This window comes from Bacillus sanguinis, assembly GCF_018332475.1.
Taxonomy (GTDB): domain Bacteria; phylum Bacillota; class Bacilli; order Bacillales; family Bacillaceae_G; genus Bacillus_A; species Bacillus_A sanguinis.
The window spans coordinates 108,877-125,893 of record NZ_BOQB01000019.1 but is presented as its reverse complement, the minus strand read 5'-3'; the positions used below and the strand labels follow the sequence as shown (position 1 = coordinate 125,893).

The 17,017-nt window shown below is 36.6% G+C and carries 13 protein-coding genes; all 13 read left to right on the top strand.

Annotated elements, in window-relative coordinates; genetic code table 11:
* The first annotated feature begins 267 nt into the window (after positions 1–267).
* Positions 268–1,158, top strand: a complete 891-nt coding sequence (panE, locus tag KI369_RS03270; protein ID WP_212955033.1) for a 2-dehydropantoate 2-reductase — start codon at positions 268–270, stop codon at positions 1,156–1,158.
* A 79-nt stretch (positions 1,159–1,237) separates the two neighbouring features.
* Positions 1,238–2,854, top strand: a complete 1,617-nt coding sequence (bshC, locus tag KI369_RS03265) for a bacillithiol biosynthesis cysteine-adding enzyme BshC (RefSeq protein WP_212955032.1) — start codon at positions 1,238–1,240, stop codon at positions 2,852–2,854.
* Between the two features lie 368 nt (positions 2,855–3,222).
* The gene (gene rsmH / locus KI369_RS03260; RefSeq protein ID WP_144614617.1) at positions 3,223–4,155 is read left to right on the top strand and encodes a 16S rRNA (cytosine(1402)-N(4))-methyltransferase RsmH; all 933 of its coding nucleotides are present in this window, start codon (positions 3,223–3,225) and stop codon (positions 4,153–4,155) included.
* Positions 4,156–4,170: 15 nt separating this feature from the next.
* A complete protein-coding gene (gene ftsL, locus KI369_RS03255) occupies positions 4,171–4,533 on the top strand; it encodes a cell division protein FtsL (RefSeq protein WP_000067082.1) in 363 nt (120 codons plus the stop codon).
* Between the two features lie 21 nt (positions 4,534–4,554).
* Complete coding sequence (locus KI369_RS03250; protein WP_438800494.1) at positions 4,555–6,705, top strand: penicillin-binding protein; 2,151 nt, start codon at positions 4,555–4,557, stop codon at positions 6,703–6,705.
* Between the two features lie 81 nt (positions 6,706–6,786).
* A complete protein-coding gene (locus tag KI369_RS03245; protein ID WP_212955030.1) occupies positions 6,787–8,703 on the top strand; it encodes a stage V sporulation protein D in 1,917 nt (638 codons plus the stop codon).
* A 208-nt stretch (positions 8,704–8,911) separates the two neighbouring features.
* Positions 8,912–10,387 carry a UDP-N-acetylmuramoyl-L-alanyl-D-glutamate--2,6-diaminopimelate ligase gene (murE, locus tag KI369_RS03240; RefSeq protein ID WP_212955029.1) on the top strand — a complete coding sequence of 492 codons (1,476 nt, stop codon included), beginning with the start codon at positions 8,912–8,914 and terminating at the stop codon, positions 10,385–10,387.
* 22 nt (positions 10,388–10,409) lie between these two features.
* On the top strand, positions 10,410–11,384 hold the full coding sequence (gene mraY, locus KI369_RS03235) for a phospho-N-acetylmuramoyl-pentapeptide-transferase (RefSeq protein ID WP_212955028.1): 975 nt from the start codon (positions 10,410–10,412) through the stop codon (positions 11,382–11,384).
* Positions 11,385–12,737: a UDP-N-acetylmuramoyl-L-alanine--D-glutamate ligase gene (gene murD, locus KI369_RS03230; protein WP_212955027.1), complete on the top strand. Its 1,353-nt coding sequence runs from the start codon at positions 11,385–11,387 to the stop codon at positions 12,735–12,737.
* A gap of 90 nt (positions 12,738–12,827) precedes the next feature.
* Positions 12,828–13,919, top strand: coding sequence for a stage V sporulation protein E (gene spoVE, locus KI369_RS03225; protein WP_144614609.1), 1,092 nt, complete (start codon positions 12,828–12,830; stop codon positions 13,917–13,919).
* Between the two features lie 104 nt (positions 13,920–14,023).
* Complete coding sequence (gene murG, locus KI369_RS03220; RefSeq protein WP_212955026.1) at positions 14,024–15,118, top strand: undecaprenyldiphospho-muramoylpentapeptide beta-N-acetylglucosaminyltransferase; 1,095 nt, start codon at positions 14,024–14,026, stop codon at positions 15,116–15,118.
* A gap of 61 nt (positions 15,119–15,179) precedes the next feature.
* Complete coding sequence (gene murB / locus KI369_RS03215) at positions 15,180–16,085, top strand: UDP-N-acetylmuramate dehydrogenase (RefSeq protein WP_212955025.1); 906 nt, start codon at positions 15,180–15,182, stop codon at positions 16,083–16,085.
* A 98-nt stretch (positions 16,086–16,183) separates the two neighbouring features.
* Entirely contained in the window at positions 16,184–16,954 is a 771-nt protein-coding gene (divIB, locus tag KI369_RS03210) for a cell division protein FtsQ/DivIB (RefSeq protein WP_212955024.1), read from the top strand.
* Positions 16,955–17,017: the final 63 nt, after the last annotated feature.

Here is a 17,017-nt window from a genome sequence, read left to right as displayed (position 1 = left end):
TATTATTTTTTTAAGGATTTGCTAAACTAAGAGTAGAAGCATATTAATAGGTAGTATATACATATTGAAAGAAGAGGTTGCATTTGTTTGTTTAAGAGCAATGAAATTGTAAACTATGTTAATGGAATGGAGAAAGATAAAGTGAAACTGTAATCGGTGGGATTTGTTCACCTTTAGTTAATTATGATTCCGCAACAATCAGGCGTGTGCGGGATAAAAAGGGGGAGGGAGAGGGACTTATGTATCGTGATTATATGAGTTCCTTGTGTGAAAATGAAAATCGGAGTTGTGGGACCAGGAGCTATCGGTCTATTGTATGCATTTTATTTACAAAAAAGTAAGCAAGATGTTACGTTGTTTACAAGGACAGTTAAACAGGCTGAGGAATTGAACATAACGGGTGTAACTTGTATGAAGGAGGGGGAAAGCGAAACGGTATTCCCACCTGTTTTGCCAATAGAAAGTATGCTAGACCGGCAGCTAGACTATATATTTATTGCTGTTAAGCAATATCATATAACTGATATACTACCTTTTGTACGAGGGGAATCCTCATTAATCTTTTTGCAAAACGGAATGTCGCACCTGCATGCTATGCAGCAAATAGGGAATGAAAATATTGCGGTTGGAATTGTAGAGCATGGTGCAAAAAAAGAAGAAAAACATACCGTTTATCATACAGGGATAGGTGTAACGAAGTTTGGAATCGTGCATGGCCAGTCTATACAATTTGAAAAAATATTTAATTGTTTTCCTTTTCCTCATTTTTCGATTCAAATAGAAGATGATTGGAAGGATGTCATGCACAAAAAGTTAGTAGTTAATGTATGCATCAATCCATTAACAGCATTATTACAAATCCAGAACGGAGAGTTGATTAAGAACCCGTTTTTTTATCGGATGATGGAACAAGTATTTCAGGAAGTCGTTTTTCTTGTTGAAGAAGAAAAAGAAATGGTATGGGAAATGGTGCGTCATGTATGTGAAAGAACGTCTCGTAATACATCATCTATGCTGGCAGATGTAAGGGCGAATAGACAAACGGAAATTGGTGCGATTGTTGGATATGTATTAGAAGAAGCTAAGAAACAGCAACGATCCGTTCCGACACTTCAATTTTTGTTCGATGCAATAAAAGGATTAGAAGTAAACGTATAAGTGTAATTCTTTGCTTTTACGTGCAACATTGACTACAATGTGGATTGGTGAGAGAACAGGATACGAAAGGAAGAATTATATGGAGATAAAAGAAATCTCTGTTCCGCAACAAGGCGTTGTAGCGGACTATATGAACGGTAAAAAAGAGATACAGTCATGTTTTGACTATATGTTAACAGAAGATGCTTTTAAACAGCGTGTACACGATTTGCGTGAGAGGGAGTTTTTCCGCCAAGATTTAGTAGCGCATTTATTAGAATATAATACAAAATTACAAGCGGGAGAAGCTACGATTCAAAATGTAAAAGCGCTTGGAGATGAAAATACATATGTTGTCATAGCTGGACAACAAGCTGGGTTATTAACTGGACCACTGTATACAATTCATAAAATCATTTCAGTTTTACAGCTTGCGAGGGAAAAGGAAGAAAGTTTAGGTGTTAAAGTCGTTCCTGTTTTCTGGATTGCTGGTGAAGACCATGATATGGATGAAATTAATCATACTTTTGTAACGAAGAATAAAAAAATAAAAAAGACTATTTTTCATGATCGTAATCCGAAAAAGGCGAGTGCTTCAGAGTCTGAGCTTTCTTTGGAAGACTGTAGAAAGTGGATTGAAGAAATTTTTAAAACATACCCTGAAACGAATTTTACAAAGGATGTACTGCAATTTATTGATGATTCTTTGGAGAAATCGAATACGTATGTAGATTTCTTTGGTCATCTTATTATGAAAATGTTCGTGAATTCTGGTTTGATTCTTGTTGATTCGCATCATCCTGAATTAAGAAAATTAGAAGTGCCGTTTTTCAAACAAATTATAAGTAAGTATAAAGAAGTGCAAGAGGGGCTTCATAATCAACAGGAAGTAATTAAAAAATTAGGATATAAACCGATTATTGAAACAAAGTCTAATGCAGTACATATATTTATGGAAATCGATAACGAGCGAGTGTTACTTGAAGACAATCAAGGGAAGTTTGTTGGAAAGGATGGAGCGTATTCCTTTTCATATGAGGAATTGATGGAAGAGATGGAAAGAAGTCCTGAACGCTTTAGTAATAATGTTGTAACGCGCCCTATTATGCAAGAGTATGTATTTCCTACGCTTGCGTTTATTGGGGGGCCAGGGGAATTAGCTTACTGGAGTGAATTGCAACAAGTCTTCCATACTATCGGTTTCCGAATGCCGCCTGTCGTTCCGCGTATTACAATCACTTATATAGAGAGGGATATAGCGACAGATTTATGCGATTTACAATTGCAAGAGAGTGACCCGTTTTTAAATAACGTAGATACGCTGCGTGAAAACTGGTTATCTAACCAAATAGAGGAACCGATAGATGATCGATTTGTAGAGGCGAAAAAAGAAATACTTGATATTCATATGTCATTACAACAGTTTGTGAAGAAAATAGATCCAGGATTAAGTACGTTTGCAGGGAAAAATGAATTCAAAGTTAATGAACAAATTGAACTGTTGGAAAGAATGTTGAAAAGAAATGTTGAGAAAAAACATGAAGTGCAGCTAAATAAATTCCGTCGCATACAATTTGCGCTTCGTCCATTAGGGGTGCCGCAAGAGCGTGTGTGGAATGTATGTTACTATTTAAATCAGTTCGGTTTGGATTTCGTTGATCGTGTAATGGAAAACCCGTTTTCTTGGGACGGAAAACATCATGTTATAAAACTATAGAATCTTGCTCTTAGGAGCAGGATTTTATTTTTGTTCCGTTGAATTTACTGTGAAGTGAAATTTTTCTGAATTATTAATTTCGAAATAGTGGATATCGTAATTATGCAGGATACTTAAATATATGACAAAATAGCACAAAATGTAAACGTATTATTATCTTTTTCGACAGTTTTTTATTTAAATTCCCGCAAAAGATGATAAAATTTAGTATATAATAAAAGAAAATAGCGATTTGTATAGTATGCTGCCTTTGTAGGCAAGTTAAATGAGTCGTTCTTTCATAGTATTTTGTTCTCTAATCGTGAAATGTGCGTTTAGAGAAGGAGATGCATTCAACATAATTAATTGGAAAAAGAGTAGGTGCAACAATGTTTAAACACGTAACAGTGCTTTTAAAGGAAACAGTAGACGGCTTAGATATAAAGCCAGGTGGTACATATGTAGATTGTACACTGGGGGGAGGAGGACATAGTTCTTATTTATTATCCCAATTAACTGAAGGCGGAAAGTTAATCGCGTTTGATCAAGATGAGATAGCGATTCAAAATGCGAAAGAAAAATTCGCTTCATACGGTGAGCAGTTCATAACAGTAAAAAGTAATTTCCGTTATTTATCTGAAAAACTACAGGAATTAGGTATAACAGAAGTAGACGGTATTTTATTTGATTTAGGTGTTTCATCCCCACAATTAGATACACCGGAGCGTGGCTTTAGTTATCATCATGATGCACCGCTAGATATGCGAATGGATCAAGATGCTCCCTTAACAGCATATGATGTTGTAAATAGCTGGTCATATGAGCAACTTGTAAGGATTTTCTTCCAGTATGGTGAAGAGAAATTTTCAAAACAAATAGCTAGGAAAATTGAAGCGTATCGTGAGAATAAAGCTATTGAAACGACAGCAGAATTAGTAGAACTAATTAAAGAAGGTATTCCAGCTCCTGCTCGTAGAACAGGTGGACATCCTGCGAAGCGAGTGTTCCAAGCAATCCGTATTGCTGTAAATGATGAATTGAAAGTATTTGAAGAAGCGTTGGAATCTGCAATTGAGATGGTCAAGCCAGGCGGAAGAGTTAGTGTTATAACATTCCATTCTTTAGAAGACCGTATTTGTAAAACGACGTTTAAGCGAAACAGTACAACGCCACAATTGCCGCCAGGATTACCAATTATTCCTGATGAATTTAAGCCGAAATTAAAGCTTATTACAAGAAAACCGATTTTACCTTCTGATATAGAGTTAGAAGAAAATAATCGAGCGCGTTCTGCGAAATTGAGAATCGCTGAAAAACGATAAAAAGGGGAGAGAGGTATGAGTAACTTAGCTGTAAAGTACAAACAACAAGCGCAAGAAGAGGTACAGATTCAAACGCCCCCACAGCAGATGGTTCAGCCAAAAGCTAAAGCGAAGATTACAAGAATCGAAAAACTGTTGTATGTAGCATTTATTGGCTTTTTATTGTATGCCTGTGTAGCGTTTATTGGAAATAAAGCAGGCCTTTATCAAGTTAACGTAGAAGCTGCGACGATAGAACAAAAAATTGTACAGCAGCAAAAAGAAAATCAAGAGTTACAGGCTGAAGTAGAGAAGTTAAGTCGTTATGAACGAATCTCTGAAGTTGCAAAAAAACACGGGCTAGAAATTAATGCGAATAATGTGAAGGGCCTCAAATAAGGCAATAGGTGTGAAGGGAAAATGAAGAGAAATATGACTAAATTTCATACCAATAAGGGAGCAGGGTATTTTATGATTTTATTCCTCCTGCTCTTTTTGCTGTTATTAGCCCGATTTTTTTACATACAAGTAACAGGAACAGTGCATAATCAGGATTTGGATAAACTCGCTCAGCAAAAACATAGTAAAACAGGAGTTCTCGAAGCAAATCGCGGGACGATTTATGATCAAAACGGCCATGTATTAGCGCAAGATGCAAACTCTTATAAACTTGTAGCAGAATTAAAAGGTGCGAATCAGGTTGAGAATAAAGAGGATACTGCAAAGAAAATTGCGGGAGTGCTCGGAAAAGATGAAGAGAAGATTTTAGCTACATTAAATAAAAAAGATAAAAGTCAAGTTGAATTTGGAACGCTAGGTAAAGATTTGACGAAAGAACAGAAGGAACAAATCGAAGCATTGAAATTGCCAGGCATATCCTTTATTACTGAAAATGCAAGAGTGTATCCGAACGGTGATTTTGCATCTTATGTTATAGGTCATGCTAAACCGAATGAAGAAGGAACTTCGGTAGGACAATTTGGTTTAGAAAAAAGTTTAGATAAGTATTTAAGTGCTTCTAACGGAAAAGTAGCTTATACAGGCGATCGTAAAGGTGTGTCTCTTGACGGTGGAAAAGTGAATGTAGAGGCACCTAAAAACGGCGATAACGCGTATTTAACGATAGATCAACGTATTCAAAGTTATTTAGAAGATGCGATGAAAGCTGCGAGTAAGCATTATGAACCAGAAAGCTTAATAGGAATTGTTGCGGATCCAAAAACAGGGAAAATATTAGCGATGTCTAGTAAACCTAGTTATGATCCAAATAGTCGTCAAATTAAATATTTTTTCAATGACGCAATTGCAAATGCATTTGAACCTGGATCAACAATGAAAATTTTCACGCTAGCAGCAGCCATTAATGAAGGTGTGTATAAAGGCCAAGATTATTATCAGTCTGGTACATACCAAGTCGGAAACCGAAAAATAAAAGATCATAACGGCGGCGCTGGATGGGGATCTATCACATTTGATGAAGGGGTAGAGCGCTCTTCCAACGTAGCGTTTGCAATTTTAGGGGATCAAAAACTTGGCCCAGAACGTTTCCGAAAATATATTCATAGTTTTGGATTAGATGAAAAAACGAACATTGATTTACCTGGTGAAGGGTCAAATACAATTATATTCGATCAACAAATACAGCAAGTAACAACAGCTTTTGGACAAGGTTCTACTGTAACACCAATTCAGCTTGTGCAAGCTGCAACTGCTATTGCAAATGATGGAAAAATGATGAAGCCTTATACAATTGACAAAATTGTAGATCCAATAACAGGGGAAGTAAAATTAGAACATAAGCCAGAAGAAGTGGGAAAACCTGTTACAAAAGAAACAGCAGCGCAAGTAAGACAGTTATTAGAGCGCGTTGTTACATCGCCGAAAGGAACAGGAACTGCTTATAAAGTCGATGGATATTCTGTTGGTGGTAAAACAGGGACAGCACAAATTCCGGATGGAAAAGGTGGCTATATGACGGGAAGAGAGAATTATATATTCTCATTCTTAGGGATGGCACCTATGGACGATCCGCAACTTGTTGTGTATGTAGCTGTAAAAAAGCCGAAATTGAAAGATGATGAGAATGGCGCACAGCCTTTAGCTGATGTTTTTAAATATGTAACCAAAAATAGTTTAGAGTATTTAAAGATTAAGCCAAATGAAATAAAAGATCCAAAAAAATATGTAAAAGAACAACAAACTGTCGTTCCAGAAGTAACCGGGAAAACGATGGAAGAAGCGAAAAAAGAAATTGATAAAGCAAAACTTCGTCCAATCGTATTAGGTGAAGGGAAAGTGCAGCAGCAAGTGCCAAAAGCAACTGAGCAAACATTAAAAGGTGATCGAGTCTTCTTAGTAGGAGATAAACCTACAATGCCAAATATACAAGGTTGGGCACTGCGTGATGTTATGAATTTAGCAAAAACATTAAAGCTTAACTTAAAACCTACTGGTACCGGATACGTAACTGAACAAAGTGTGGCAGAAGGAACATTGTTGCAACCTGGTACAGAGTTAGGTGTAACACTTGTACCGCCACTTGAACCACAACAAGAAGCAGAAAAACCGTAATGGTAAAAGAGAAGAAGTTCTAATTAAATAAGTACAAGCATATATTGGAACAAGCTAGGCGTAAGGGAGGCTTGTTCCAATATGCGTGTATCAAATGTAACAGTTAGAAAACGACTTATTTTTATACTCATATCAGGTATACTTATTTTCACTATCATCGATATTCGTCTTGGATATGTGCAATTTTTTCTTGGTAATATGTTAACGGATCGTGCGAAGGATTCATGGAGTCGTAATATTACTTTTGAACCTGAACGTGGGAAAATTTTAGACCGAAATGGTGTGGAACTTGCTACGAATAAAAGTGCCCCAACTGTCTTTGTTGTACCGAGGCAAATTGAAAAACCAGCAGAGACTGCAGAGAAGTTAGCTGCAGTATTAGGTGTGGAAAAAGATGAGGTTTATAAGCGGATTACAAAAAAAGAATCGATTGTAAGGTTAGATAAAGGCGGCAGAAAAATATCACATGATAAAGCGAAAGAGGTACGAGGATTAAGTTTGAAAGGTGTTTATATCGCAGAGGACTCTATCCGGTACTATCCATTTGGTAACTTTTTATCACACGTATTAGGGTTTGCAGGTAGTGATAACCAAGGTCTTATGGGACTAGAAAAATATTATGATAAAGAATTAAATGGTGATAAAGGTCATGTGCGTTTTTTTGCAGATGCAAAAGGACAAAGGATGCCTAATATTGGCGATGATTTCAAAAAGCCAGAAGCTGGTTTGAATTTAGGTTTAACCATTGATGCACGTATTACGAGAATTATGGAAAGAGAAATGAACATTGCAGAATCGACATATAGTCCAGATGGTATGATTGCGATTGCGATGAATCCGAAAAATGGTGAAATTTTAGGCATGTCGAGTCGGCCGAGCTTTGATCCAGCAGATTTTCAAAGTGTTTCTCCAGAAGTGTATAATAGAAATTTACCAGTATGGAGTACGTATGAGCCTGGTTCAACATTTAAGATCATTACGTTAGCAGCAGCCTTGAATGAAAATTTAGTAGACTTAGAGAAAGATACGTTTTATGATGATGGAGCAGCTGAAGTGGGTGGAGCTCGATTGAAATGCTGGAAAGCTGGAGGCCACGGTAGCCAAACGTTTTTAGAAGTAGTTCAAAACTCATGTAACCCAGGATTTATTGAACTTGGTGATCGTCTTGGTAAAGACCGATTGTTTAAATACATTCGTAATTTCGGCTTTGGACAGAAAACAGGAATTGATTTGCAAGGTGAAGGTAGTGGGATTTTATTTAATTTAGATAAAGTTGGTCCAGTCGAGCAAGCAACTACTTCATTTGGTCAAGGAGTTTCTGTAACACCGATTCAACAAGTAGCAGCAGTAGCAGCGGCTGTAAATGGTGGGACGTTGTATCAACCATATATAGCTAAGGAATTTATTGATCCAAAAAATGATAAAGTTGTAAGTAAAAAGACACCTGTGGAAAAAAGAAAAGTTATTTCCAAGGAAACTTCAGAAAAAGTTCGGTATGCATTAGAGAATGTTGTAGCAAAGGGATCTGGTAAAGGTGCTTTCATTGATGGGTATCGTGTAGGTGGAAAAACAGGTACGGCTCAAAAAGTGAAAGATGGTAAATATTTAGAGAATAATTATATAGTATCTTTTATCGGTTTTGCTCCAGCGGATGATCCGGAAATTGTTGTCTATGTTGCTGTTGATAATCCGAAAGGTGTAACGCAATTTGGGGGAGTAGTAGCTGCTCCAATTGTTGGGAACATCCTTCGTGATGCACTTCCTGTTATGGGTGTGAAACCGAGAACAGAACAAGTTGAGAGAGAATATAAATGGGGCGATATACCAACTGTGGAAGTTCCGAATTTAATTGGTATGAAAAAGAAAGATTTACAGACGCAACTCGTCGATTTGAAGCTTGATATAAGTGGAGACGGAGAGAAAGTTATTAAACAATCCCCAGAAGCAGGAGCTAAAGTGAAAGAGGGCTCAAAAATTAGAATTTACTTCGGGAATTAAAGGTAACCTAGTACGTTTTATGGTACAATTGGTGGAAGTGAGTTCTTTATAGAAGAGTTACTTAATTTGAGACCGTAAGAGTTTCAATTATAAATAAGTCTATTTATTAGACGACAGTAGCACGTACCTCCTATTTTACATAATTAGGAGGTAACGTGTTGCTTATTAAAGAAGAGATAAATACACAATGTAGAGAGGGTTTAGTGAAATGAAGTTGCATACACTTGTATCATGTTTGCATGATTTTCCAGTTGTTCCAAAAGAAAATCCAGAAATCACATCTATAGAAGCTGATTCACGTAAAGTGAAAGAGGGAAGCTTATTTGTATGTATGAAAGGGTATACGGTTGATAGCCATGATTTTGCTAAGCGAGCAGCGGCACAAGGAGCGGCTGCTATTGTTGCGGAAAGACCAATTGATGTTGACGTTCCAGTTGTACTTGTGAAAAACACTTTTCGTTCGTTAGCGGTTTTAGCTGATTATTTTTATGGTCAACCAACACACAAGTTACATTTAATCGGAATTACAGGTACAAATGGAAAGACAACAACATCGCATATTATGGATGAGATTATGCGCGCACATGGTCATAAAACGGGGCTAATTGGAACGATTAATATGAAAATCGGTGATGAAACATTTGAGGTGAAAAATACAACACCAGATGCACTAACACTTCAACAGACGTTTTCAAAAATGGTTGAACACGGTGTAGATAGTACAGTAATGGAGGTTTCGTCACATGCTTTAGATCTTGGTCGTGTACACGGATGTGATTACGATGTAGCAGTGTTTACAAATTTAACACAAGATCATTTAGACTATCATAAAACGATGGAAGAATATAAACATGCAAAAGGGTTGCTATTTGCACAACTTGGCAATAGTTATAATCATAATCGTGAAAAATATGCGGTACTGAATAACGATGACGCTGTAACTGCGGAATATATGAGAAGTACCGCGGCAACTGTTGTAACGTATGGAATTGATACAACAAGTGATATTATGGCCAAAGATATCGTTATGACGAGTGGTGGAACTACATTTACACTTGTAACACCATATGAAAGTGTAAATGTTACGATGAAATTGATTGGGAAATTTAATGTATATAACGTACTAGCGGCAACAGCGGCAGGACTTGTTTCTGGTGTAAGTTTAGAAACGGTCATTGATGTGATAAAGCAACTAGCTGGAGTTCCAGGACGTTTTGAAGTAGTTGATGGTGGGCAAAATTATACAGTTATTGTTGATTATGCACATACACCAGATAGCTTAGAAAATGTATTAAAAACAGCGAAACAGTTCGCAAAAGGCGATGTATATTGTATCGTCGGTTGTGGCGGAGATAGAGATCGAACAAAGAGACCAATCATGGCAAGTGTTGCAACAAAATATGCAACTCATGCAATTTACACTTCAGATAATCCAAGAAGTGAAGAGCCAGGGGCTATTTTAGATGATATGGTACAGGGTGCAAATGGGAATAATTATGAAGTAATTATTGATAGAAAAGAAGCGATATACCATGCAATTGCTAACGCGAAAGCTGAAGATATCATCATTATTGCTGGTAAGGGTCATGAAACGTATCAAATTATTGGTAAAGACGTTCATCATTTTGACGATCGTGAAGTCGCTAAAGAAGCAATTACAGAGCGTTTAAACAACGAAGAGTAACAACGTGAGAGGAGGACTACATGTGCTTGAGCAAGGTTTATTAGTAACGGCTGGGGTAGCATTCTTAATTTCTGTTGCCCTTTCGCCATTGTTTATTCCATTTTTAAGGAAATTAAAGTTCGGACAGAGTATTCGTGATGAGGGACCAAAGTCACATCAAAAAAAATCAGGGACACCGACAATGGGTGGTATTGTCATATATGTATCTATGATGGTCACTTCACTTATTATGGCGATTAAGTTTAATCAGTTAGGTCCAGAGGTTTCGTTATTACTATTAGTAACGTTTGGTTACGGATTGATTGGATTTTTAGATGACTACATAAAGGTAGTTAAGAAGAGAAATCTTGGTTTAACATCAAAACAAAAATTAGTAGGTCAGCTTGTTATTGCTATTGCGTTCTTTTTAATTGGAAAAGGGCAAGCGTTCCACACATATATCATGATTCCGGGAACAGATGTTAAGTTTGAATTAGGTTGGGCGTATTTTGTACTTGTATTATTTATGCTTATTGGTGGATCAAATGCAGTTAACTTAACTGACGGTTTAGATGGTTTATTATCAGGAACAGCTGCTATTGCATTTGGAGCGTTTAGTATTATTGCAGTAGCGCAGGAGCAATTTGGAGTAGCGATATTCTGTATGGCAGTTGTAGGAGCTGTACTTGGATTTTTAGTATTTAATGCAAATCCAGCGAAAGTGTTTATGGGAGATACAGGTTCCTTAGCTTTAGGTGGAGCCATTGCAGCTGTAGCGATTTTATTAAAACAAGAATTGCTACTTGTAATCATTGGTGGAGTATTCGTAATGGAAACTTTATCTGTTATTATTCAGGTTATTTCGTTTAAAACAACAGGAAAACGCGTGTTTAAAATGAGTCCATTACATCATCATTATGAATTATGTGGTTGGTCAGAGTGGCGTGTTGTTGTGACGTTTTGGTCTGTAGGATTTTTATTAGCTGTGTTAGGAATTTATATCGGGGTGTGGATGTAATTGAAAACTGTAACTGAATTTCAAAATAAAAATATTCTTGTATTAGGCATTGCAAAAAGTGGTTATGCAGCAGCTACGTTGTTACAAAAATTAGGGGCAAATGTTATTGTAAATGACGGAAAACCTTTAGCAGATAATGTACTGGCTGCAGAATTACAAGCAAAAGGAATGGACGTTGTATGTGGTGGTCATCCTTTAGAATTGTTAGAGAGAAATATTTCTCTTGTAGTAAAAAATCCAGGAATCCCGTATTCTAATCCAATATTAGTTGCTGCGAAAGAAAAGCAAATTCCAATTGTTACGGAAGTTGAATTAGCATATCGTATTTCAGAAGCGCCATTTGTTGGGATTACGGGATCTAACGGTAAAACGACGACGACAATGCTTACATTTGAAATGCTAAAAGAAGGACAAAAGCATCCTGTAATTGCAGGGAACATAGGAACTGTAGCGTGTGAAGTAGCACAGGATGCAAAAGAAAATGAAGTTGTAGTTACAGAACTTTCATCGTTCCAACTGATGGGAGTAGAATTGTTCCAACCTAAAATTGCTGCGTTTTTAAATTTATTTGAGGCCCACTTAGATTATCACGGGACGAAGAAGGAATATGGTTTAGCAAAGGCAAATATTTTTAAAAACCAAACAGAAAATGATTATAGTGTAATAAATGCAGATGATGCAGATGTGATGGCTTTATCAGCTTATAGTAAAGGGCAAAAAGTACTATTCTCGACAACGAAAGAAATTGAAGATGGTGCGTGTATAAAAGATAATGCTCTTTATTTTAAAGGTGAAAAAGTTGTTGAAGTAGATGATATCGTTTTACCTGGTCAACATAATTTAGAAAATATTTTAGCAGCGATGAGTATCGCAAAATTATTGGGTGTTTCTAATGAAGCGATTACGGTGGTATTAAAACGTTTTACAGGTGTAAAACATCGTTTAGAATATGTAACAACTATTAATAATCGTAAGGTTTATAATGACTCAAAAGCAACGAATATGTTAGCGACTGAGAAAGCTTTATCTGCGTTTACACAACCGATTGTGTTATTAGCAGGTGGGCTTGATCGTGGAAATGAATTCGATGATTTAATTCCGTATTTCAAAAATGTAAAAGCAATTGTAACATTTGGACAAACAGCTCCAAAATTAGTAAGAGCTGCAGAAAAAGCGGGATTAGATACAATTGAAAGTGTCGACACTTTAGATGAAGCAGTAGTGAAAGCTTATGCTCATTCTACAGATGGCGATGTAATTCTTCTTTCTCCAGCATGTGCAAGCTGGGATCAATTTAAAACATTTGAAGAAAGAGGAGACATTTTTATACAAGCTGTGCATAAACTTATATAAAGTAAATCAAAACATCAGTAGGCTAACACCTACTGATGTTTTGTTACATAGGGCAAAAGTTTCTGCCTAAAGAGGTGGTGTTTATGGGTAATGAAGAAAACGCCTGATTTTATTCTCATCATCGTTACACTTGCGTTGTTAACAATCGGAATGATTATGGTGTATAGTGCGAGTGCGGTTTGGGCCTCTTATAAAATGGGGGATTCATTCTTTTTTGCGAAAAGGCAATTGCTATTTGCAAGTCTTGGTGTAGTGGCTATGTTTTTTATTATGAAAATTGATTATTGGGTGTGGCGTACGTATTCAAAAGTAATTTTGCTAGTTTGCTTCATTCTTCTCATTCTTGTTCTTATTCCTGGGGTAGGACTTGTTCGAGGAGGAGCGCGAAGTTGGATTGGAATTGGGGCATTTTCCATTCAACCGTCAGAATTTATGAAGTTTGCGATGATTATTTTCTTAGCAAAATTTTTAGCGGAACGACAAAAATTAATTACTTCTTTTAAACGTGGTTTATTACCAGCTCTTAGTTTTGTATTTCTTGCTTTTGGGATGATTATGTTACAGCCGGATCTTGGCACAGGAACGGTAATGGTTGGGACATGTATTATTATGATATTTATCTCAGGAGCAAGAGTCTTTCACTTTGCAATGTTTGGTTTGCTTGGTGTAGCAGGATTTGTAGGGTTAATTGCATCAGCGCCGTATCGAATGAAACGTATTACATCATATTTAGATCCGTGGTCAGATCCACTTGGAAGTGGATTTCAAATTATTCAATCGTTACTCGCAATTGGACCTGGTGGATTATTCGGGCTCGGACTTGGACAAAGTAGACAAAAGTTTCTTTATTTACCTGAACCACAAACAGACTTTATATTTGCAATCTTATCTGAGGAATTAGGTTTTATTGGTGGTTCATTTGTGTTATTATTATTTAGTCTGTTATTATGGCGTGGGATTCGTATAGCTTTAGGAGCGCCAGATTTATATGGTACGTTTTTAGCAGTAGGTATTGTGGCGATGATTGCGATTCAAGTAATGATTAATGTTGGTGTTGTAACAGGATTGATGCCTGTTACGGGTATTACTTTGCCGTTTTTAAGTTATGGTGGATCAAGTTTGACATTAATGTTAATGGCAGTAGGTGTATTATTAAATATAAGTCGCCATTCTCGCTACTAAACCCTGTTTTATAAGACAGGGTTTTTCGTATGTGCGCGAAGAAACATTATGTATATAGAAATAAATACGACTGAAATAAGAAAAGAGAAGCGGAGGAGTTAGTAGTGCGTGTATTAGTAAGTGGTGGGGGCACTGGAGGTCATATTTATCCGGCTCTTGCTTTAATAAGAGAAATAAAAAAATTAAATCCGGAAGCAAGGTTTTTATATATTGGTACGGAGAGTGGATTAGAGAGCACAATTGTTCCTAAAGCAGGTATACCGTTTCAATCTATTGTTATAAGTGGATTTAAGCGTAAAATATCGTTAGATAACGTGAAAACGGTGATGCGTTTCCTAAAGGGTGTACAAGATAGTAAACGATATATTCGTCGCTTTAATCCGGATATTGTGATTGGAACAGGTGGATATGTATGTGGACCAGTTGTATATGCTGCGGCAAAATTAGGTATTCCAACTATTGTACATGAACAAAATAGTGTACCTGGTGTAACGAATAAATTTTTAAGCCGCTATGTTGATAAAGTTGCAGTTTGTTTTGAAGCGGCTGCAGAACATTTTCCACAGTCAAAAGTGGTCATGACAGGAAATCCACGAGCATCAGAAGTAATGGATCAAAATGGAATGAAAGGAAAACGTTCCGTAGGTTTATCTCTACCTAAAAAATCCGTACTTATTTTTGGTGGAAGCCGTGGGGCTAGACCGATTAACGATGCTTTCGTAGAGGCAATTGAACAGTTTGGACATAAAAGTTACGAAATATTGTATGTAACAGGTGAAGTTCATTATGACAAAGTGATGGAAGCTGTGAAGCAAAAAGGGAATCCGAATAATGTTATTATTAAACCTTTTATTCATAATATGCCGGAGGTACTTACAGGTGTAGATCTTGTTGTTTCAAGAGCGGGGGCAACAACACTTGCAGAATTAACAGCATTAGGTAAGCCAAGTGTGTTAATTCCGAGTCCTTACGTAACGAATAACCATCAGGAAAAAAATGCACGTTCTGTTGTTGATAAAGGAGCAGCAAAAATGTTGCTTGAAAAAGATTTAACAGCAGAAACGCTTATTCGTGATATTGATGAGATTTTATTAGATGCACAAACATTACAAAATATGAAGCTTGCTGCTGGGCAATTAGGTATTCCAGATGCAGCAAATAAGCTATATGAAGTAATGAATAAGCTTGTAAAAAAATAACGTTAGGTGAACGCCCTGCATACTACTGTAATAAGGATACTTAGTATGGGGGAGATTGTTTATGGAGCAATTAGTAAATGAGCTTATAGAAGCAAATGTTGGTCGGGTATTAGTGAATGAACCATTAGCGCGTTATACCACTATGAAAATAGGTGGACCAGCTGATCTTTTAATTGTGCCAAAGCATGTTGCCGGTATTGAAAAGACATTGCAGTTAGTAAAAAAATATAAAACAAAGTGGACTGTAATTGGTCGGGGTTCGAACCTTCTTGTATCTGATCTAGGTATAGAAGGTGTCGTTATTCGTTTAGGAGAAGGATTAGACCAGTTAGAAGTCGAAAAACATAGAGTAAGAGTTGGTGGTGGGTATCCCCTTATTAAATTATCAACTTTACTTAGTCGTCAAGGGTTATCCGGCCTGGAATTTGCCAGTGGTATTCCAGGAAGTGTTGGTGGTGCAGTCTATATGAATGCAGGAGCACATAAATCGGATATATCAAACATATTATCAAAAGCTCTCATTTTGTTTGAAAACGGAACTCTTGATTGGCTAACGCATGAAGAAATGGAGTTTTCCTATCGTACTTCTGTATTGCAAACGAAACGTCCTGGTATTGTTTTGGAAGCTGAGTTTCAATTACAGGTAGGAGAGCGTGAAGAAATCGTAAGCGTCATGCAAAAGAATAAAGATTATCGCCGTGAAACGCAGCCGTGGAATCATCCTTGTGCAGGAAGTATATTTCGGAATCCAATTCCATACTTTGCAGGAGACTTAATAGAAAAGGCGGGGCTTCGTGGGTATCAAATAGGCGGAGCTCAAATTTCTGAAATGCATGGGAATTTTATTATTAATACTGGGGGAGCCAGTGCGCAAAATGTCTTATCTTTAATAGCATTAATAAAACAAACAATCAAGGATAAATTTGGCGTAGAAATGCATACAGAAGTAGAAATCATTGGAAGATAACGGTTATTCGTTCCGCTCATTATCATTTATGTTATAATAAGAAGATAAGAACGGCATGAAGAACATGCCGTTCTTTATGTTACGTAGGGGGATCGTACATGAAAAATAGTAAAGTGATTAAACTACAGGATCGTGTACCAAAGTTAAAAAATCAACAGAAGAAAAACAAGAAAAATGTTAATCATCGGTTGATTTTATACATATCAATTTTATTTTTATTAGTGCTCTTTTTAATTTACTTTCGGTCTCCGCTAAGCAATATCAAAAAGATAAGTGTGTTTGGAAATCATTATATGACAGATGAACAAGTTATGAAGGAATCAGGTGTGACGTATGATACAAGTTATTTCCGAGTGACAGCACATAAAGCAGAAGAAAACCTAACGAAAAGAAAAGAAATTAAAGCAGTAAATGTAAAAAAACGTTTTCCAAATAAAATTGATGTTCATATTGAAGAATATTTAACGATTGGTTATATAAACAAAGATGGGAAATTACAACCGTTATTAGAGAACGGGAAAACACTTGATGTACTCCCGAACGGAAAACTTCCTGTTGCAGCGCCAATTTTTGAGCCTTTTAAAGAGGAGAAAATGAAGGAGTTAATTGCTGAGCTTGAGAAATTAACACCAACTATTTTAAGGTCTATTTCTGAAATTCGTTATTCACCGACGAATGCGAATGAAGATCATCTTACTTTATATATGAACGAAGGATACGAAGTGAGCACTACGATTCAAAATTTTGCAAAGCGTATGGAAAATTATCCCCTTATCTTAAAAACAATTGAGCCGGGTAAAAAGGTATTAATTGACTTAGAAGTAGGGGCATATACGAAAGAATTAGGAGCGGAAGAGAAAAAAGAATAGAACGATAGTTTTCACTGCGTTATTGTAGAAAAAACGAAACGAACGTTCTGCTTGATGTATCTG